Annotated in this window: 17 protein-coding genes and 1 pseudogene; 6 read left to right on the top strand and 12 right to left on the bottom strand. The window is 40.4% G+C overall.

Annotated elements, in window-relative coordinates:
* Positions 1-104 precede the first annotated feature (104 nt).
* From HMPREF2701_RS06220 to HMPREF2701_RS06195, 6 genes and pseudogenes are all read right to left on the bottom strand, one after another.
* Positions 105-1,169, bottom strand: coding sequence for a DUF6574 domain-containing protein (locus tag HMPREF2701_RS06220; RefSeq protein WP_070482487.1), 1,065 nt, complete (start codon positions 1,167-1,169; stop codon positions 105-107).
* A 62-nt stretch (positions 1,170-1,231) separates the two neighbouring features.
* Complete coding sequence (locus HMPREF2701_RS06215; protein WP_070482486.1) at positions 1,232-2,179, bottom strand: DUF4097 family beta strand repeat-containing protein; 948 nt, start codon at positions 2,177-2,179, stop codon at positions 1,232-1,234.
* A complete protein-coding gene (locus HMPREF2701_RS06210; protein WP_070482484.1) occupies positions 2,172-2,765 on the bottom strand; it encodes a DUF1700 domain-containing protein in 594 nt (197 codons plus the stop codon). The genes HMPREF2701_RS06215 and HMPREF2701_RS06210 overlap by 8 nt, the downstream gene beginning before the upstream one ends.
* Positions 2,752-3,078 (bottom strand): PadR family transcriptional regulator, encoded by a 327-nt coding sequence (locus HMPREF2701_RS06205; RefSeq protein ID WP_000273858.1) that lies wholly within the window; start codon positions 3,076-3,078, stop codon positions 2,752-2,754. The genes HMPREF2701_RS06210 and HMPREF2701_RS06205 overlap by 14 nt, the downstream gene beginning before the upstream one ends.
* Before the next feature lie 188 nt (positions 3,079-3,266).
* Positions 3,267-5,256 (bottom strand): annotated as a pseudogene (locus HMPREF2701_RS06200) (retron Ec67 family RNA-directed DNA polymerase/endonuclease).
* 300 nt (positions 5,257-5,556) lie between these two features.
* Positions 5,557-6,723 carry a CynX/NimT family MFS transporter gene (locus tag HMPREF2701_RS06195; protein WP_070482482.1) on the bottom strand — a complete coding sequence of 389 codons (1,167 nt, stop codon included), beginning with the start codon at positions 6,721-6,723 and terminating at the stop codon, positions 5,557-5,559.
* A 154-nt stretch (positions 6,724-6,877) separates the two neighbouring features.
* On the opposite strand from HMPREF2701_RS06195, the gene HMPREF2701_RS06190 reads away from it, so the two are divergent.
* Both HMPREF2701_RS06190 and HMPREF2701_RS06185 read left to right on the top strand, forming a co-directional pair.
* Positions 6,878-7,708 carry a glycosyltransferase gene (locus tag HMPREF2701_RS06190; RefSeq protein ID WP_049509703.1) on the top strand — a complete coding sequence of 277 codons (831 nt, stop codon included), beginning with the start codon at positions 6,878-6,880 and terminating at the stop codon, positions 7,706-7,708.
* An 85-nt stretch (positions 7,709-7,793) separates the two neighbouring features.
* Positions 7,794-9,644 carry a polysaccharide biosynthesis protein gene (locus HMPREF2701_RS06185; protein ID WP_070482480.1) on the top strand — a complete coding sequence of 617 codons (1,851 nt, stop codon included), beginning with the start codon at positions 7,794-7,796 and terminating at the stop codon, positions 9,642-9,644.
* Between the two features lie 108 nt (positions 9,645-9,752).
* Here HMPREF2701_RS06185 and HMPREF2701_RS06180 read toward each other — a convergent pair whose 3' ends face one another.
* Genes HMPREF2701_RS06180 through sdaAB form a run of 3 tightly spaced genes read right to left on the bottom strand, consistent with a single transcriptional unit; the run spans position 9,753 to position 11,959 of the window.
* Positions 9,753-10,385: an HAD family hydrolase gene (locus tag HMPREF2701_RS06180; RefSeq protein ID WP_061589651.1), complete on the bottom strand. Its 633-nt coding sequence runs from the start codon at positions 10,383-10,385 to the stop codon at positions 9,753-9,755.
* Between the two features lie 21 nt (positions 10,386-10,406).
* Positions 10,407-11,279 carry an L-serine ammonia-lyase, iron-sulfur-dependent, subunit alpha gene (gene sdaAA, locus HMPREF2701_RS06175; RefSeq protein WP_049509903.1) on the bottom strand — a complete coding sequence of 291 codons (873 nt, stop codon included), beginning with the start codon at positions 11,277-11,279 and terminating at the stop codon, positions 10,407-10,409.
* 8 nt (positions 11,280-11,287) lie between these two features.
* Positions 11,288-11,959, bottom strand: coding sequence for an L-serine ammonia-lyase, iron-sulfur-dependent subunit beta (gene sdaAB / locus HMPREF2701_RS06170; RefSeq protein WP_000838909.1), 672 nt, complete (start codon positions 11,957-11,959; stop codon positions 11,288-11,290).
* Positions 11,960-12,198: 239 nt separating this feature from the next.
* On the opposite strand from sdaAB, the gene HMPREF2701_RS06165 reads away from it, so the two are divergent.
* Positions 12,199-12,849, top strand: a complete 651-nt coding sequence (locus HMPREF2701_RS06165; RefSeq protein ID WP_061589650.1) for an aggregation-promoting factor — start codon at positions 12,199-12,201, stop codon at positions 12,847-12,849.
* 87 nt (positions 12,850-12,936) lie between these two features.
* Here HMPREF2701_RS06165 and HMPREF2701_RS06160 read toward each other — a convergent pair whose 3' ends face one another.
* On the bottom strand, positions 12,937-13,818 hold the full coding sequence (locus tag HMPREF2701_RS06160; RefSeq protein ID WP_049509908.1) for a hypothetical protein: 882 nt from the start codon (positions 13,816-13,818) through the stop codon (positions 12,937-12,939).
* A 302-nt stretch (positions 13,819-14,120) separates the two neighbouring features.
* On the opposite strand from HMPREF2701_RS06160, the gene mnmA reads away from it, so the two are divergent.
* From mnmA to mnmG, 3 genes are all read left to right on the top strand, one after another.
* Positions 14,121-15,242 carry a tRNA 2-thiouridine(34) synthase MnmA gene (mnmA, locus tag HMPREF2701_RS06155; RefSeq protein WP_060627380.1) on the top strand — a complete coding sequence of 374 codons (1,122 nt, stop codon included), beginning with the start codon at positions 14,121-14,123 and terminating at the stop codon, positions 15,240-15,242.
* Positions 15,243-15,471: 229 nt separating this feature from the next.
* Entirely contained in the window at positions 15,472-16,317 is an 846-nt protein-coding gene (locus HMPREF2701_RS06150; protein WP_148130517.1) for a hypothetical protein, read from the top strand.
* Positions 16,314-18,227, top strand: a complete 1,914-nt coding sequence (gene mnmG, locus HMPREF2701_RS06145) for a tRNA uridine-5-carboxymethylaminomethyl(34) synthesis enzyme MnmG (RefSeq protein WP_070482474.1) — start codon at positions 16,314-16,316, stop codon at positions 18,225-18,227. The genes HMPREF2701_RS06150 and mnmG overlap by 4 nt, the downstream gene beginning before the upstream one ends.
* Positions 18,228-18,366: 139 nt before the next feature.
* Here mnmG and rnjA read toward each other — a convergent pair whose 3' ends face one another.
* Positions 18,367-20,046 carry a ribonuclease J1 gene (gene rnjA / locus HMPREF2701_RS06140; protein WP_033682444.1) on the bottom strand — a complete coding sequence of 560 codons (1,680 nt, stop codon included), beginning with the start codon at positions 20,044-20,046 and terminating at the stop codon, positions 18,367-18,369.
* Between the two features lies 1 nt (position 20,047).
* Positions 20,048-20,281 (bottom strand): DNA-dependent RNA polymerase subunit epsilon, encoded by a 234-nt coding sequence (locus HMPREF2701_RS06135; RefSeq protein ID WP_000639572.1) that lies wholly within the window; start codon positions 20,279-20,281, stop codon positions 20,048-20,050.
* Positions 20,282-20,290 lie beyond the last annotated feature (9 nt).

The following is a 20,290-nucleotide window of genomic DNA, read 5'->3' as shown; positions in this document are numbered from 1 at the left end:
AACACTGTTTTGAGGTTGTAGATAAGACTGACAAAGTCAGGAACATATATCTACGGTAAGGCGAAGCTGACGTGGTTTGAAGGGATTTTCGAAGAGTATGAAGTTTAAATAAAGGCTAAGATACGGAGATAATCCCCAATCAGTGCCACTTCAGCTACAAAGAAGAGGAGGATAATGACTCCGTTCACAAGGACAGACAAGAATAACTGATAGAAGGAGTCGGTTTCACTTGCTTGACTTGGCCTTGTAATGATATGGAGACTAGCAAGTAGAATGATTCCAATGCTAATCACACACAAGAGGGCTGTAAATCGTAGGCTATCAAAGAAGGCAAAGAAACTAGCAATAGCAGTGAGGAAGATTGGAATTGCCAAGAGTTGACTATACTGTTGGAGAACTTTTTCTAGCGTCCAGTCCTTTTCTTGGTGGATAAATCGTCTCACGACGAAACTACCCAAGAGGAATGAAAAGAAGAAGAGTGTTGTTGCTACTAGGATAGAGATAATCGAAAAGAGATTCAATGAAGCAAATTGTTCAGGGAAGTGATTATGCATAGTTGCTATATGTCCATAGTAAGCATGTTTGATGTGGTAGATACTAAAGAAAAAGGAAGATGCAGAAAACAGAATGAGCAAGAGAAAGGCTGTGTAGCTGTGTGTGCTACTTGTTTCAAGCTTGCTTGTAGGAGATTTGAGAGCCTCCACTAGCCAAGACCAAAAATCAAGTACTTGCTCTTTCCATTTATCCGTAGATTTTGGAGCTTGGTCGGGAATATAAGGACTTTCTAAGGATTGACTGATAAGAAGGGGCTCTTTCGTGGTTGGTTTTTGCTGCGGAAGTGCTTCTTGACTCTCTTCAGCTTTAGTGACTTTTTCTGTTTCCCCAGAAAGATCTTGCTCTTCTTCAGTAGAATCTAATGCTTTCTTTTCTTCTATTTCTGTTCTCGATTCACTGTCTTCAGGCGTTTCAATTTTCTCTTCTTGCTGGTTTTCAAGTTCGACTTTAGCTTGAGAGACTTCCTCCTCTACTTGAGTATTTTTTTCAATTGGTGTATCGAGATCGGCTATCATTTCTTCAGTTTTATCTATCATTTTTTGTGATAAATCTTCTGATTTGTTTTCATTTGGTGATTTAACAAAATCATTACTTTCAAACCATTCTTGTTTCATGGTAGAACCTCCTTTTTAGTTAGATAAATATGCTTTCATAGTAGCAGATGTAAGCGCTTTTGTCAACGATTTCTAGAAGAAGACTCGTGTTCCTCTGCTTTGAGTAGATAGATATACTGGTCTGCCCTTGCTATGAGTTGATCTTTCACATCAGCTTTTTCTGTTTTATAAGGATTGCTTAAATGTTCATCTCTGTTTTCTTTATTGTTAAATGAACGTCTTCCTTCTCTCACAAAATGAAGAATAGAACCATGTTTTGTTGAAAGATCTAAGTTGATTCTTTGTTTTTCTTCTTCGGAAAGTAGGAGGTTTAGGTCTGTTTTCGCCTCCAATTCCACCTTACCGTGTACTTGGATTTTTTCAGCATGGAAGTGATTTTCTGTTGACTCTAGCTGACTATCTGTCAGTTCTGTGCTAAAGATATTGATGATATTTGGTGTTTTGAATTTGCTGTTTTTGATACGACTTCCTTCAATTCGGAGGAGATAACCATTTGTATTGAGAGTTGCATTTTCAAGGCTAGCATTTATGATGGTGGTTTGTCCACGATTGGCTGACACGTTGATTCCTTTTAGAGTTCTTCCTTTTGGAACTTGTAGAATAACTTCTTCAAAACGACGAGAGTAGCTACTTGCGATATGGAGAATCCCGCCAATTCCAGAAGAGAGAAATGGAGTTTCAGACAGTTTCTTATCAGTGAGGCTTAGAGTTTTATCGTTATGATTTGTGATAAGATCATGGTGAGCAGAAAGAGATGGATGGTAAGAAATGTGGATTTGATCATCCAAAGAGTCTGTGATGGTCAGTGCGTGTTGATGGAGAGTAATCTCTAGGTTTTCGACTTCCTTGCCAAAGGTCAACTCTTCCATCCGACTATCATAGACAGGCTCCTTGGACATGGCAAGTAGGCTCTTGATCCCGTCAGATTGGATGCCTACAAAGAGCAGGATAAAGCCGATAATAGTAGTCACCACACCAAAAATGAGAAATCCTCTTGTCCATTTATGCATGATGATCACCTCTCTTTCCTTTTTTGAGAACAAATTGCACCAGGCGAACAATGAGTAGACCGAAGAAGCGAGCTACATAGGAAATACCAAGTAAAACCAGCGAAGAAGCACCGATAGCTAGTAAACCAGAACCGAAAATCAAGATAAAGGCTGATTTAGCTTGGGCTAGGACAGTAAAACTTTCAACTAAAAATAGGAATCCGCCGATGATACCAAGTATGGAAACCGCAAAGAAAGCCAAGATGACAGTCAAGGCTGCCACAAGGATTGCGAACAGGGATACGAGGATGGCGATTCCCAGAGGAATACCGATAGGGGCTGCAAGCAAAGCTAACAAGGCGATATGCAAAATTTGTCGGTTATTCTTTTGAGCGGGTGCCTCATTGATTTTTTTATCGAGAAGATTGGAGAGAACTTCGTGGGCTGCTTCCTTAGGAGTTCCCAAGCTAGCGATGAGTTCTTCTTCTCCTTCGACTCCAGCATCGTCAAAGAGTTCCCTGAAATAGTCCATGGCTTCAATTTGGTCAGCTTCAGGTAGTTTTTTGAGATAAAGTTCTAGCTGAGTCAGGTATTCAGTTCTTGTCATGGCGGATACTCCCTTCTATGATGCCATTGATGGTGTCTGTATAGAGTGCCCATTCATCTTTTAGGGTCACGAGCTGTTCTATACCACCATTTGTCAAGGAGTAGTATTTGCGCATGCGACCTTGGAACTCTCTAGAATAGGTTGTCAGAAAGCTATTGCCCTCCAATTTTTTGAGAATGGGATAGAGTGTAGATTCTTTGATATTAGCGATCAGCTTAATGGTTTGGCTAATCTCATAACCATAAGAATCATCCTGCTCCAGTACAGCCAAGATGAGAAATTCAATCAAGGCAGAGGATGTTGGAAAGTACATGGGGAACCTCCTTTTCTAATGTGTAAGATTTTTATATATAATTTTTCTACACATACATTGTACATCTAAAAGAAAGCCCTGTCAAGAGAAATGTGTAAAATTTTTATATATAAAAAACTCCTAGTAAAAACTAGAAGTTTAGAGGATTTTATCAGCTATTCAGCAAAATTCTATATTTAAAAGATAAGCTAGAATAATGATTTATAATCTAGGATGTTATCTCTTATGCCGTCTAGCAAAGGAATAAACTCAGTAAAATCGAATTTTTTATAATTTTTTAGAACATGCTTTGAAAGAATTTCTTTTCCGTAATTATAAGCCCCCCCCGTCTTTATGAAATTTTTTTCCTTTTAAAGTAGGTGTCGAATTTCTAGCTAATAATAAGTCTTCAATATCAGATGAATTGCCGTAATGCATATTATCCATTAAAGGAGTTGCCATTATATATAAACTCCCCTTTTTATTAATAAGACATGATTTTTCTCTTCTAATTTTTTCTAAATCATCTGAAATTTTCGATTCTTCATTCTGAGGGTCCTTAAGGTCTTTTGCATGATTCGCAAACAAAAATAAGGGAGATTTAACATCCTTTTTTCCATTATTTGGTTCATTATCAAATAAGAATATTGTTGGGTGTTGAGGTTTTCTTGTAGTAAGCTTTTGAAAATATTCAATGTAATTAGGGTATAGCAGTTTCTCTTTTGAGTCCATTTGAAATTTCTCTTTATTAGAGAAATAATTATACCAATACTTGAGACCTTCTCCACCTTCTGGGATATTAAATAGGTATTCCACAGTATTACTACGATTTAGAAATTCAATTTTAAATATAAAATCGTCACCATCTTTTTCAATAAGTTCGGGATAATTTTCATAAAGATTTTTTAAAGCTGCTTTAATATACCGTGGATCGGTTTTTCCCTCTGTAACAATTATAGGTTTATCATTTCCGAAAAAATATTTATAAAACAAAAATTTTTTATACTCTTTTTCCCTAGAATTAAATAGAGACATGTATAATTTCTTTTGTTCTTTATTAATACTGTAGAATTCTTTAACTAAACTATTGGTATCATTCCTTGTATTGTTGAATAATTCTTTTTGTAAATCTTGATTATAAAAAATATGTTTTAAATAATACTTTGATTCAGATTTTTTTGATGAATTTCTTCCTAATAAATATTTTTGTGAATCCAGATTATTATGTACCAAGGATTTTTTATATAGTAAATAGCTGTTATATTGTTCAATTTGAAAAATAAAAGCAAATCGCCCTGTTAGCTGATTGAGAGTTCCAGGCTTTTTATCTATTTCAAAAGCTCCATCTTTGTATAATTGAAAGGCCATTGCACGAGTATTTTTGACGTATTCTCTTTTTACAGTTATTTTTTTGTTTACAACTAATCCAGTGACTTCTTGACGTTGCATGTTGTTGCTCAATCGTGTTTTTTTAGGATTAATTTCAAAACCAGATGAGACAATCACCTCTTCTAATTCAGTTAAAAAGTTTTCTAACTCCTTACTCGCTCTTAATTTGTTGGAGTTTAATTCACGATTAGTCGAAAAAGTCATATCATCGGCATATCTGGAATATGTAAAACGATATTTTTTTGCAATTTTGACAATTCGATAGTCTAGAATTCTAGTGATTAAATTTGTAATGATTGGAGAAGATGGGGCTCCTTGTGGTAACTTACCTTGATAACATGCAATTTGTGCAATTACAGTAGCAATTTCTGGTGAAACAGCAAAATCTCGATCTTTTATAAAGAAGCCTCTTACTCGTCCAAAATTAAAAGAATCAAAAAAGTCCTTCAAATCAATATTAAGAATATATTTCTTGTTTCGATGCATTTGAGAGTTGGTAATAATACTTTTCCCCTTTTCGAATGCATGAGATAGTACTGGAATTTTAAAATTTTTGTCCTTAGATTTAGATTCCAAGCTTTCAAGGTAGCACTCCCATAAAATATCAGCTAATTTTTTCTGAAGAAATTTTAACTCTTTTTTAGGAGCGTGTATAACTCTTTCTCCACCATTCTTTTTAGGAATAGTGAGGGTAGTATATAAATTATCAGTTTTTATATTGTACAATAAATAATTGATGTATTTAGCACTTTTCAAGCCAAGTAGTTTAGCAAAATCATCTTTTGTCTGTAGTTGATTAAATTTGGTCATCATTTTTCCTCATAAAAAAAGCGTATGATAACTCTTACGCGAACAAGATTGTCAATAGAAATCCTAATGTATCCTGAAGCTAATAACACCAGGTGAAGCCAAACATTCCTATAACATTGTTGTTAATACTTGCGAACACACAAGTCAAAAATCTAATCATACGCAATTATATTCTATCACAAAATAACCTGTTAATCTAGAATTAAGACATCTTAGACTATAAATTTTTATCAATACCTCAAAAAAGCCAGACAGAGTCTGGCTTTGCATTATTTATACCTGAGAAGTATTTTAGCAAAATTAAAGGATTTTATCAACTCTGTCCACTGTAAAGAGGGCCACAGTCATCAGGATATCTACGAGCAAGAGAGCAGCTACAGCTGGTACCCAAGAGTGGAAAAGATCAAAACTGTATCCAAAGAGAGTCGGCCCAAAGGCTGCTAGGATATAGCCTCCTGTTTGAGAAAGGCCAGACAATTGAGCTGTCTTTTCAGGAGCGCTTGTCTTGAGTGAAAAGTTGACCATGAGATAGGGGAAGAGGGCGCTGGTTGCGGTTCCGATGAGGAGATGGATGGCAAGCCAGTAAAAGAAATTACCGATTGGGAAAAAGAGCATGGAAATGCCGACCACACCAGCTAGTGAAACCAAAGTGAGCATGAGCTGACGGTTGCGAGTAGATAAGCTGGTTGTTAGGCTTGGGATGGTCATTGAAAAAGGAATGCTAATCAGAGAGAAGATAGAAGTCAGCAAGCCAGCTTCGTGACTGGATAGGCCTGCATGGATAGCCATGGTAGGTAGCCAGGTCATAGCGGTGTAAAAGAGCAAGGATTGAAAACCGGCAAAGACAATCACTGCCCAGACCTGTTTATTATGCATGACCTTTGCTTTGCTTTTTTGTTTGGTTTGTGGAGCCAGTCTGTGATTATAGCGGTGATTTGGGAGCCATACTAAAAAAGTTGCTAGACAGAGCAGGGTGAGGAGGATGATAAGTCCTTTCCAAGAACTGGCTTGTGTAATAGGCACAGCCAGATAGGAGGCCAGAGCCGTTGCAATCCCCATAGAGGTTACATATAAGGTAGTCAGAAAACCAATTTTCTTTGGTTGATTGGCTTGGATGAGACTAGGAAGCAGAACATTGATGACTGCGATACTTGCCCCAACCATCAAGGTTCCTAGATAGAGTAGGGGCAGATTGATTAGTCGAATGAGAGAACCGATGGTCAAGAAGAAAAGGCTATAGGTAAAGAGATGCTCCAAGCCAATTTTTTGAGCCAGTCGGGTAGAAAAGAGTGAGAAGAGGGTAAACATGAGGAGAGGAAGGCTGGTCAAGACACCAAGCGAACTAACTTCTACTCCCAACCCTTGCGAAATATCTCCCAAAATAATAGGTAAAACAGTAAAAGGAGTCCGCAAGGAAACACCAATCAGGATAATACCTGGAACAAAAAAGAGTGATTGCTTTTTCATATAATACCTCTCCTAGCTGATTTTAATAACAGCTTATTTTAAGGCTTTTTCCCTATAATGTCAAGTAAGGTTTCTGGCTTTCAAGATAAAAATGGGAAAGTCTTGAAAATTATGATAAAATAGTGGAAGGAAATCTATACATTGGAGAAAAACTGTGTCTGAAAAGCAAAAAATCAGCGTATTGATGTCGGTCTATATTAAGGAAAATCCGACATTTTTAAAGGATGCTATTGAGAGTGTTCAAAATCAGACCCTGAAACCGAGCGAGTTAGTTCTGGTTGAGGATGGGCCTTTGACACCTGAGCTCTATCAGGTATTAGACCAGGTGGAAGCCCAGTCTGAAATTCCAGTGAAACGCTGCCCTCTTGAGCAGAATCAAGGTTTGGGTCTGGCTCTTCGACAGGGTGTTTTGCAGTGTCAGTACGACATCATCGCTCGTATGGATACGGATGATATAGCTGTTCCAGACCGTTTTGAGAAACAGGTTCAGCTAATGGAGAAGGAGAAGCTCGACCTATTAGGTGGACATATTGCAGAGTTTATTGACAATCCTGATGAGATTGTTTCTTACCGTCGTGTTCCAACCCAGCATGCAGATATTGTAGCTTATCAAAGGATGAGAAGTGCCTTTAACCACATGACTGTCATGTTCAAGAAGGACATGGTTCTCAAGGCAGGCAACTATGAGGATGGCCTTTATATGGAGGATGACCTCCTCTGGCTCAATATGATTGCTGCAGGAGCTAAGACTGGAAATCTGGATCAAATCTTGTGTAAGGTTCGTGTTGGAGCAGGAATGTTTGAGCGTCGTGGGGGACTGCGTTATCTCAAACTCTATCGTCAAGCTCGTCAGCGCATGCTGAAGCGAGGACAAATTTCTTACATGGAATATGCCAAGAGTGTTGCCATTCAGATGGTTGTTGCCCTTTGTCCCGGATTTGTCCGACAGTTTATTTTTATGAAACTGTTACGAAAAAGCAAGTAAAAGATTGTAGCAAATCGTAAACTAGAGAAAAAGTGTTATAATAACAATATAACTATTCAGCTCTTTTAAGGAGGAGTAAATTTCTATGAATAAAAAACTCACAGATTATGTGATTGATCTGGTGGAAATTTTAAATAAACAACAAAAACAGGTTTTCTGGGGAATATTTGATATTTTGAGTATGGTGGTTTCCATCATTGTATCTTATATTTTATTCTACGGCTTGATTAATCCAGCACCTGTTGACTACATTATCTATACGAGTTTGGCCTTCCTGTTCTATCAATTGATGATTGGATTTTGGGGGTTGAACGCTAGTATTAGTCGTTACAGCAAGATTACGGATTTCATGAAAATCTTTTTTGGTGTGACTGCTAGCAGTATCTTGTCATATAGTATCTGCTATGCCTTCTTGCCCCTCTTCTCCATCCGTTTTATCGTGCTCTTTATCTTATTGAGTACTTTCTTGATTTTATTGCCACGGATTACTTGGCAGTTAATCTACTCTAAACGAAAAAAGGGAAGTGGTGATGGAGAACACCGTCGGACCTTCTTGATTGGTGCCGGTGATGGTGGAGCTCTCTTTATGGATAGTTACCAACATCCAACTAGTGAATTAGAACTTGTTGGTATTTTGGACAAGGATTCTAAGAAAAAGGGCCAAAAACTTGGTGGAATCCCTGTTTTGGGTTCATATGATGATCTGCCTGAATTAGCCAAACGCCATCAAATCGAGCGTGTTATCGTTGCGATTCCGTCACTTGACCCGTCAGAATATGAGCGTATCTTGCAGATGTGTAATAGACTGGGTGTCAAATGTTACAAGATGCCTAAAGTTGAAACGGTTGTTCAAGGACTTCACCAAGCAGGTGGAGGCTTCCAGAAGATTGATATCACAGACCTTTTGGGACGTCAGGAAATTCGTCTTGACGAGTCGCGTCTGGGAGCAGAACTTACTGGAAAAACAATCTTGGTTACAGGGGCTGGTGGTTCAATCGGTTCTGAAATCTGTCGCCAAGTTAGTCGATTCAATCCTGAACGCATCGTCTTGCTCGGTCATGGGGAAAATTCAATCTACCTTGTTTATCATGAATTGATTCGTAAGTTCCAAGGGATTGATTATGTACCTGTGATTGCGGACATTCAAGACTATGATCGCTTGTTGCAAGTCTTTGAGCAGTACAAGCCAGCTATTGTTTATCATGCGGCTGCTCACAAGCACGTTCCGATGATGGAGCGCAATCCAAAAGAAGCCTTCAAAAACAATATCCGTGGAACCTACAATGTTGCTAAGGCTGTTGATGAAGCCAAAGTACCTAAGATGGTTATGATTTCGACAGATAAGGCGGTTAATCCACCAAATGTTATGGGAGCAACCAAGCGCGTGGCTGAGTTGATTGTCACTGGATTTAACCAACGTAGCCAATCAACCTACTGTGCAGTTCGTTTTGGGAATGTACTTGGTAGCCGTGGTAGTGTCATTCCAGTCTTTGAACGTCAGATTGCTGAAGGTGGTCCTGTCACGGTGACAGACTTCCGCATGACCCGTTACTTTATGACTATTCCAGAAGCTAGCCGTCTGGTTATCCATGCTGGTGCTTATGCCAAAGATGGAGAAGTCTTTATCCTTGATATGGGCAAACCAGTCAAGATTTATGACTTGGCTAAGAAAATGGTCCTTCTAAGTGGACACACCGAAAGCGAAATTCCAATCGTTGAAGTTGGAATCCGCCCAGGTGAAAAACTCTACGAAGAACTCTTGGTATCAACCGAACTTGTTGACAATCAAGTTATGGATAAGATTTTCGTTGGTAAGGTTAATGTCATGCCTCTAGAAGCCATCGATCAAAAGATTGAAGAGTTCCGCACTCTTAGTGGAGATGAGTTGAAGCAAGCTATTATCGCCTTTGCCAATCAAACAACCCACGTTGAATAAAAAAGAAAAACGCATATTATCAGGTCTGAAGAATCTTGGTAATATGCGTTTTGTTATGTAGAGACTTGCTCCATTTTCTTCTGAAATGGGGTTGTCGCCCAGTCTATGTTATTGAAAATACTCCAAAACTTCTATGGGTTTGTGGGCGATATAATCAGGTTGATAGTTTAGTAGATCTGCTTGCTCTCCAAATCCCCAAGTGACGGCCAATTTCTGAATGCCTGTTTCTTGAGCTCCCAGCATATCAAACTTGGTATCACCGATGATAATGGCTTGTTCTGGGGCTAGTTGATGTGTCTGTAAGGCTTGGCGAATGACATCTGCCTTATGGGGTGCTTCAGGGCTGGAACCATAAATGCCATCAAAGAAATGATGGATTCCCAAGTTTTTAGTCATGTCTTGAGCGGTAGGGGTATTCTTTGTAGTGGTGATATAGAGTGGATAACTGCTCGATAACTTCTCAAGCAAGTCTATAATCTGAGGAAAGAGTTGAGCTTCATGGATGCCTTTTACTTTGTAGTAAGAACGGTATATCTGCACGGCTTCAGAGATTAGTTCTTTGGGAAGGCAGGTCGCAAAACTACTTTCAAGGGGCGGTCCCATAAAACCACGAATAGTTTTGGCATCAGGGCTAGGCACCCCCAGCTCCTTAAAGGTATGGGTAAAGGCATTGTGAATCCCGATAGAACTGTCAACGAGGGTTCCATCCAGATCGAAAAAGATAGCGGTAATAGAGGTCATGATTTCTCCTATTTGATAAGCTTATTCTCCGAAAATTTCTTTTTGGAGACGACGACCAGTAGGGGTGGCAGCGAGTCCACCTTCAGCTGTTTCACGAAAGGCAGTTGGCATGCTTGAACCTACTTGGTACATGGCATCGATAACCTCATCCACAGGGATTTTAGATTCGATACCTGCCAAGGCCATATCTGCTGCGATGAAGGCAAAGCTAGCTCCCATGGCATTACGTTTGACACAGGGAACTTCGACCAAACCGGCAACAGGGTCACAGATGAGGCCTAGCATATTTTTAATGACAAAGGCAATGGCCTGACTAGCCTGATAAGGTGTTCCACCGGCAGCTAGAGTCAAGGCTGCAGCACTCATAGCAGAGGCCGAACCAACCTCGGCCTGACAGCCACCTTCAGCACCTGAGATAGAGGCATTGTTTGCGATGACTAGTCCAAAGGCACCGGCAGCAAAGAGGAAATCCAGCTGTTGCTCGTGGCTGAGGTCTAATTTTTCAATAGCAGCAGTGAGAACGGAAGGCAGACAGCCAGCACTTCCTGCGGTCGGAGTGGCACAAACCAAGCCCATTTTAGCATTGTGTTCATTGACTGCAATGGCATTTCGGGCAGCAGAGAGAATCGTGTAATCTGACAGAGTTTTTCCGTTTTTAATGTAGTGATCCAATTTGGCAGCATCTCCACCTGTCAGGCCGCTACGAGATTTATTTTCATTGAGGCCAAGTTGGACAGAGGCTTTCATGACTTCCAGATTGCGTTCCATGAGAAGGAAGACTTCTTCACGTTCGCGACCGGTCAATTCAAACTCTGTTGTAATCATAAGTTCTGCGACATTTCCTTGAAAGTCCAGATCTGCTTGCTCGACCAATTCTTTGATAGAATAAAACATGCTTCCTCCTATTTAAAGAAATTGACATTGTGGAGATGAGGGATTTTCCTAATTTCTTCGATGGCCTCATCACAGTTGCGACTGTCAACTTCGATAATCATAATGGCTTTTTCACCAGCTTTTTCACGAGTAACGTTCATCTGGGCGATATTGATATCATAGCGGGAAAGAGCCTCCGTAACAAGGGCAATCATACCTGGAATATCTTGATGAACGATGATGATCGTCGGTGTATTCATATTGAGAGAGACGGCAAATCCATTGAGTTCGGTTACCTGAATATTCCCTCCCCCGATAGAAATACCAGTCACGCTGATGGTCTTGTGAGCATTTTTGACGGTAATTTTAGTGGTGTTTGGGTGAGGGGCATTGCTGTCTTTCTGAATGGTCCAGACAATCTTGATGCCACGTTTGTGGGCAATTTCCAGGCTGTTTGGGATCTCAGGATCATCTGTATCCATGCCCAAAATACCTGCAACAAGGGCTAGGTCTGTTCCGTGACCACGATAGGTCTTGGCAAATGAGTTAAAAAGTTGGAATTCGACTTCTGTCGGAGTATCGTCAAAGATGGAAGAGACAATCTTCCCAATACGAACAGCACCAGCGGTATGACTACTAGATGGGCCAATCATAACTGGTCCGATGATATCAAAGACAGATTGAAAACGAAGTGATTTCATCAGTTTCCCCTTATAAAAATTCTTATCTCTATTATATCAAAGAATGAAGGTCTTGGCTTTAATTGTGGATGAAAACCTTTTTACACTACAAATAGCATAAAAAAGCATCTTTTGTAACAAAAAATAGCTTATTTAGGGAAATAAAAAATAATTTTGTAATATTTCTACATAAAAGTGTCAAGAAACGGTAATATTTAAAGGGTATGATAGAACTATAGAAAGAAGGAGAATTTTCAAATATGAAATCAACAACTAAAAAGATTAAAACAACTCTTGCAGGAGTAGCTGCTTTGTTTGCAGTATTTGCTCCATCATTTGTATCTGCTCAAGAATCATCAACTTACACTGTTAAAGAAGGTGATACACTTTCAGAAATCGCTGAAACTCACAACACAACTGTTGAGAGATTGGCAGAAAACAACCACATTGACAACATTCATTTGATTTATGTTGGTCAAGAGTTGGTTATCGATGGCCCTGTAGCACCTGTTGCAACACCAGCGCAAACTACTTATGCAGCACCAGCAGCTCAAGATGAAACTGTTTCAGCTCCAGTAGCAGAAACTACAGAAGTAGCAGAAGAAGCAGCTCCAGTGGCAAGCGCATCTGCAGCAGAAGAAAATGTTGCTACAACAGAAGCTTCAGCACCAGCTGCAACTGTAAGCGGATCTGAAGCAGAAGCTAAAGAATGGATCGCTCAAAAAGAATCAGGCGGTAGCTACACAGCTACAAATGGCCAATACATCGGACGCTACCAATTGACAGATTCATACTTGAACGGTGACTACTCAGCTGAAAACCAAGAACGTGTAGCAGATGCCTACGTTGCAGGACGTTACGGTTCATGGTCAGCTGCTAAAAACTTCTGGCTTAACAACGGTTGGTATTAAGAAATAGAAAAAGAGCCTTTGATGGCTCTTTTTGTGTGCTTTTATTTGACAAAAGACAATTTTTAAATAGTAGTAATAACAGATTGCTTACGGCTGACGAGATTCTGGAGTTTCTCCAGCTGAATTAGTGCGATTATTACTGTTAGCATCGGGAACTTCAGCATTATTACTATTATTATTGGTATTCGTATCTCCTTGGGCTCCTGCAGTATCAGTAACTTGATCTCGTGTATTGACAGCAGTGTTTCCCCCACTTCTAGCACTATCAGATGAATATTGCTCGCTTGCAGGTGCTTGTGAATTATATCTGTTCCTATTTGACTCAGTATAGTTTGGAGTGTAGCTACCTCCTTCTGAAGAATAGCTTTCTCTTCCCTCAACGTTACTAGTCGTTTCTGTTTCTTTTTTATTAGACTTTTGTTCTTCTTCTTTTTTGGTCAAGACTTCAGCTTGCTTTTGGAATTTTGAAATCAGTTCTTGAATGGGTTTTATTTTTTCATCAATAGTAGCTTGTTCGCTTGTGGAGTTGACACTTTTAATAATTTCTAGTATTTTTTGTAAGGAAGTGATGGCTGTTTCAAGTGCTTGTTTATCTTCAAACTGGCTATCGGATTCCTTTATATCCAATTTTAAAGCTTTTTCAGTATAATGATTAGTGATTTTATCGGCCGTAGAAGTAAGAAAATCTGTTAATGTCTTTTTGCCTTCGTCAGTGGTAGGCTTTAATTCTTGAATTTTTTTCCAATCCTCTATAATCGTTTCAGAATCAATATTGAAGTTTTTAATAGCATTTTTTACTTGTTCGACATCTTGTCCATCCTTATGTTGTTTGCTGAGAGCGATGTTCCCTCTCTCTGCTTGGATATGTTCTTGATGAATGACTAAACCTATTAAAAGTCCAAGACCTACAACAATAATGATAGTAAAAATAGTATTTTTTGATGTTAGAATATCTTTGTAGTTTTTCACAATCGTACTACGTACATGGATGGTAGTATCTTAAAGGGATCATGTACGACTTCCTCCTCATTACAGTATATCATTTTTAGCTTATTTTATAAATAAGTTTATAAGTAGAATCGAGATTTAACTGTTCATTACCCTTTTTGTAATTATATTTCTGTTTCTATCAAATAGAATGTCAGATTATCAGCCTCTTTCTTGTCTTCTCTAACCAAGCATGTTATAATGAATACTGCTCAAGCGACCTTCAATCGTTGAAGCACACACGACCTTCAATCGTGAATAAACGAATAGATGGGAGACTTACCATGAGTGATAACTCTAAAACACGTGTTGTCGTGGGGATGAGTGGTGGTGTTGATTCGTCGGTGACGGCTCTCTTGCTCAAGGAGCAGGGCTACGATGTGATCGGTATCTTCATGAAGAACTGGGATGACACAGATGAAAACGGCGTCTGTACGGCGACCGAAGATTATAAGGATGTGGCTGCGGTGGCAGACCAGATCGGCATTCCCTACTACTCTGTCAATTTTGAAAAAGAGTACTGGGACCGCGTTTTTGAGTATTTCCTAGCGGAATACCGTGCAGGGCGTACGCCGAATCCAGATGTGATGTGCAACAAGGAAATCAAGTTCAAGGCCTTTTTGGACTATGCCATGACCTTGGGGGCAGACTATGTAGCGACTGGGCATTATGCCCGAGTGGCGCGTGATGAAGATGGTACTGTTCATATGCTTCGTGGCGTGGACAATGGCAAGGATCAGACCTATTTCCTCAGCCAACTTTCGCAAGAACAACTTCAAAAAACCATGTTCCCACTAGGACATTTGGAAAAGCCTGAAGTGCGAAAACTAGCAGAAGAAGCAGGCCTTGCGACTGCTAAGAAGAAAGACTCGACAGGGATTTGCTTTATCGGAGAAAAGAACTTTAAAAATTTCCTCAGCAACTACCTGCCAGCTCAGCCTGGTCGCATGATGACTGTGGATGGTCGCGATATGGGCGAGCATGCTGGGCTTATGTACTATACGATTGGTCAGCGTGGTGGACTTGGTATCGGTGGGCAACACGGTGGTGACAATGCCCCTTGGTTCGTTGTCGGAAAAGACCTAAGCAAGAATATCCTCTATGTCGGTCAAGGTTTCTACCATGACTCGCTCATGTCAACTAGCCTAGAAGCTAGTCAAGTTCACTTTACTCGTGAGATGCCAGAGGAATTTACGCTAGAATGCACAGCAAAATTCCGCTACCGTCAGCCTGATTCGAAGGTGACCATCCATGTCAAAGGAGATAAGGCAGAGGTCATCTTTGCAGAACCGCAACGCGCGATTACACCAGGACAGGCAGTTGTCTTTTACGAGGGCGAAGAGTGTCTAGGTGGTGGCTTGATTGATAATGCTTACCGCGATGGACAAGTTTGTCAGTACATTTAGATTGACAAATTTTCTCAATTTGCTACAATAATAAAAGCAATAGAAATGATGGTCAAAGCTCATGGATGTTGCAGGCTTTTTTGTCCTGCACTTCTTTGGAGTTTTGACTGTTTTTGTGTGATTTCATGGGGGAAATTAAATGTATATCAATAACTTAAGTTACGAATTGTATAAATTTGTGTTAAAATTTTTGAAATTGCAGAAGTCTAGCTATACAAAAAAAGGAAAAATGTTAATTTTTTTTGCAAGCGCAGCACTTGTTTTTTATCTGATTTTTGTAGCAACAATTCTATTTAAAAATATTTTGGGTATTAAGATTTCAGCAGCTCTTATGTTTGTATCAGTATGTGTGACTATCTACTGCATTTCTCTTTTTAATAAAGAACAACAGAAGATCAATCATATGAAAGTACAATTGCAAAAATATAGACGTTTTAAACAGAAGTTTCATGAAAAGTATGGGATAGAGGTAGAGGAAAGCTTATTACAGAAGACAATTGACGAACTATCAAAGAGTATTGAATTAGAAATAGAAAGAAGTAAATATACATTTGATAAAATATTGTCAATTATGACACTAACACCTATTTTAGCAGTGTTTTTAAGTTTTGGGAAAGTTCCTGATAGCAATCAATATGATCCTTCCTTTATAGTTATAGCAATTGTTTGTATAACAGTAGTAGGAATTCATTTTTTTACCAAAAGTATTTATTTTCCTCAATTTAAGGAAGTTGAGAAGAAACAGAGAGTTTTATCCTTTTTAACAGGATGTTTGTTAGAACTTAAAATAAATGATGATAGTTTAGAAGATATTGAAAAAAATGAAGAGGATGAAGTGGAAATTTTAGATTCTGAAAATAGAAACTTAGATTGTAATATACGAATATTATTTGGTGTGTTTTCTTATTACAATAGTTATGTAAATGAGGAACATAAGCTATCAATAAGTTTTTTGTGGGGTATGTTGAAAATAGATTTCACAAAAACAAAAACTCAAAGAGAATGTAATATTAAGTTTTTATGGAAACTGATTGATATTTGTAGAAAAAGTGAGTGGAATAGGAGAGAAACATGACTTATCATTTTACTGAAGAATACGATATTATTGTAATTGGTGCGGGACACGCTGGGGTCGAGGCTTCCTTGGCCGCTAGCCGTATGGGCTGTAAGGTCTTGCTTGCGACTATCAACATTGAAATGCTGGCTTTCATGCCTTGTAACCCCTCTATCGGTGGTTCTGCCAAAGGGATTGTCGTGCGTGAAGTTGATGCCCTCGGTGGCGAGATGGCCAAAACCATTGACAAGACTTACATCCAGATGAAGATGCTCAACACTGGGAAAGGTCCTGCCGTTCGTGCCCTTCGTGCGCAGGCTGACAAGGAGCTTTACTCCAAGGAAATGCGCAAGACGGTTGAAAATCAAGAAAATCTGACCCTTCGTCAGACTATGATTGATGAGATTTTGGTGGAAGACGGCAAGGTTGTCGGTGTGCGTACAGCGACCCATCAAGAATATGCTGCCAAGGCTGTTATTGTGACGACAGGGACTGCTCTTCGTGGGGAAATCATCATCGGAGATCTCAAGTACTCATCAGGACCTAACCACAGCCTAGCTTCTATTAACCTTGCTGACAATCTCAAGGAACTGGGCCTCGAAATCGGTCGTTTCAAGACAGGAACCCCTCCACGTGTCAAGGCTTCCTCTATCAACTACGATGTGACAGAGATTCAGCCAGGAGATGAAGCACCAAACCACTTCTCTTATACCTCGCGTGATGAGGACTATGTCAAAGATCAAGTGCCATGCTGGTTGACCTATACCAATGGTACTAGTCATGAGATTATCCAAAACAACCTCCACCGTGCGCCTATGTTTACAGGTGTGGTCAAGGGAGTAGGGCCTCGTTACTGTCCGTCAATTGAGGACAAGATTGTGCGCTTTGCGGACAAGGAACGCCACCAACTCTTCCTTGAGCCAGAAGGTCGCAATACAGAGGAAGTCTATGTTCAAGGCCTATCAACCAGTCTGCCAGAGGATGTACAGCGTGAGCTGGTTCATTCTATCAAAGGTTTGGAAAATGCAGAGATGATGCGAACAGGTTATGCCATTGAGTATGACATGGTCTTGCCGCACCAGTTACGTGCGACTCTGGAAACCAAGAAAATCTCCGGACTTTTCACTGCTGGTCAGACCAATGGAACGTCAGGTTACGAAGAGGCTGCTGGCCAAGGGATTATCGCGGGTATCAATGCGGCTTTGAAAATCCAAGGCAAGCCTGAATTGATTTTGAAGCGCAGTGACGGTTATATCGGGGTGATGATTGACGATTTGGTGACCAAGGGAACCATTGAACCCTACCGTCTATTGACCAGTCGTGCTGAATACCGTCTCATTCTCCGCCATGATAATGCCGATATGCGTTTGACAGAGATGGGACGCGAGATTGGCCTTGTTGACGATGAACGCTGGGCTCGTTTTGAAATCAAGAAAAATCAATTTGACAATGAGATGAAGCGCCTAGACAGCATCAAACTCAAGCCAGTAAAGGAAACCAATGCCAAGGTTGAGGAGATGGGCTTCAAGCCGTTGACCGATGCAGTGACAGCCAAGGAATTCCTTCGTCGTCCAGAAGTTTCTTATCAAGATGTGGTGGCTTTCATCGGACCAGCTGCAGAGGACTTGGATGACAAGATTATCGAATTGATTGAAACAGAAATCAAGTACGAAGGCTATATTTCTAAAGCCATGGATCAGGTTGCTAAGATGAAACGTATGGAAGAAAAACGCATTCCAGCCAATATCGACTGGGATGACATTGATTCTATCGCAACAGAAGCCCGTCAGAAGTTCAAACTTATCAATCCAGAAACCATCGGCCAAGCCAGCCGTATTTCGGGAGTAAACCCAGCAGATATTTCTATTTTGATGGTGTATCTTGAAGGTAAAAATCGTAGTATTTCTAAAACTCTTCAAAAATCAAAATGATACGTCGTCGGCTTCGGCTCACCTAACTCAAGTTATGCTTTCGCCGAGCCTTCTAGTCTGATTTCGATTTTTATTGAGTTTCAATCTCAAAAGAAAGCATAGAGAAAAACAGCTCCGTCTTCGGGGCTGTTTTCTTGCTTTATTCTTCGTCTGGTGTGAGGATCATCGGGATGATGATCGGTTCACGTTCTGTATTTTCATAAAGGAAGGGGCGAATAGCGTTGACAATGGCACCATTGACAGATTGCACGCTAGCATCCTTGTTTTTCAGTGCGATACGAATTGCATTGAAGAGGATGCGCTGGCTTTGGCGAATCAAGTCACCAGATTCTCTCATGTAGACAAAGCCTCGGCTGAGGATATCTGGACCAGACAGGATCATCTGCGACTTGAAGTCAACAGTTGCGACTGCCAGAACGACACCGTCTTCAGATAGATCACGACGATCCTTGAGGACAGCAGCACCGATTTCACCGATACGATTTCCATCTACATAGATATCTTGGGCGTTGAAATGGCCTGCAATACGAGCTGAGTCAGCAGTAAGGGCAAGCACATCACCATTGCTCATGATAAAGATATTGTCCTTCTCAACACCAGTATCTACCGCTAGTCCAGCGTGGACTTTTTGCATGCGGTATTCACCGTGGACAGGCATGAAGTATTTTGGCTTAATCAAGCGGAGCATGAGTTTTTGCTCTTGCTGACCACCGTGTCCAGATGTATGGATATTGTTAACCTTACCGTGGATAACTTCGACACCAGCTTCAGAAATGATGTTAATCAGCTTGTTGACGCTAGTAGTGTTTCCAGGGATCGGACTAGAAGAGAAGATAACCGTATCGCCTGGTTGGAGTTGTACCTGACGGTGGGTTCCGTTGGCGATACGAGAGAGGGCCGCCATAGGTTCACCCTGACTACCTGTACAGAGGATAAGAATCTCGCCTGCAGGGTAGTCTTTGATTTCATTTGGCTCGATAAAGGTTCCCTTAGGAGCTTTGATGTAGCCAAGGTCGATTCCGTTGACAATGGCCTTTTCCATAGAACGACCAAAGACAGCGATCTTGCGCCCAGTCTTAACAGCAGCTTCTGTTGCTTGCTGGAGACGGAAGATATTTGAGGCAAAGGATGCAAAGATGATACGTCCTTCGATGCCTTGGATAATCTTCATGATGGACTGGCCAACGACTTTTTCAGAGTTGGTAAAGGTTGGTACTTCCGCATTTGTTGAGTCAGACAGGAGACAGAGCACGCCTTCTTCACCAAGGGCAGCCATACGGTGCAAGTCTGCAGGTTCTCCAACTGGAGTAAAGTCGAACTTGAAGTCACCCGTACAAACGATTTTTCCTTGAGGAGTATGAATGACAATCCCCAAAGGCTCTGGAATAGAGTGAGTGGTTCTAAAGAAAGTTGCCTTGAGATTTTTAAAGGTTAACTCAGTGTTGTGGTTGATTTCGTAAAGTTTGGCGTTGCGCAGGAGGCCGTGTTCTTCGAGTTTTCCACGGATTAAAGCCAGGGCAAGCGGTCCAGCATAGATCGGGACATTTGCTTGCTTGAGCAGGAATGGAATCCCACCGATGTGGTCCTCGTGTCCGTGTGTGATTAAGACAGCCTTGACGCGGTCGATATTGTCCACGATGTAAGAGTAGTCAGGAATGACATAGTCGATACCCAGCAAGTCATCTTCTGGGAATTTAATCCCAGCATCGACGATGATAATCTCATCTTGGTATTCAATCCCGTATGTGTTTTTCCCGATTTCTCCCAGACCACCGATGGCAAAAACGCCGACTTCTTCAGGTTTAAGAGTATAGGCCATATTAGAACTCCGTGATTTCGAAGGCGCCAGTTTCTTTTTCGTAATCTAGCAATTTGTCAGACAAGAGTTCGATATACTCGATGTTATACTCTGGGCGATTTTCTTCGACAAGTTGGCGAGCAGCGATACGACCCTCAAGTTCTGAGCTGGCATCGATGTCTAGGTAAAGTGCGCGTGTTGTTTCACGGCGTGGGCTACGTTCTTTTGTTTCTTGATAAAAAACTTTGTAAATCATATAGTTCCT

The organism is Streptococcus sp. HMSC077D04 (genome assembly GCF_001808785.1).
In the GTDB taxonomy this organism is placed as follows: Bacteria; Bacillota; Bacilli; order Lactobacillales; family Streptococcaceae; genus Streptococcus; species Streptococcus mitis_BX.
Note: the sequence above shows the minus strand (reverse complement) of the source record. Positions and strands in the feature narration are given on the sequence as shown.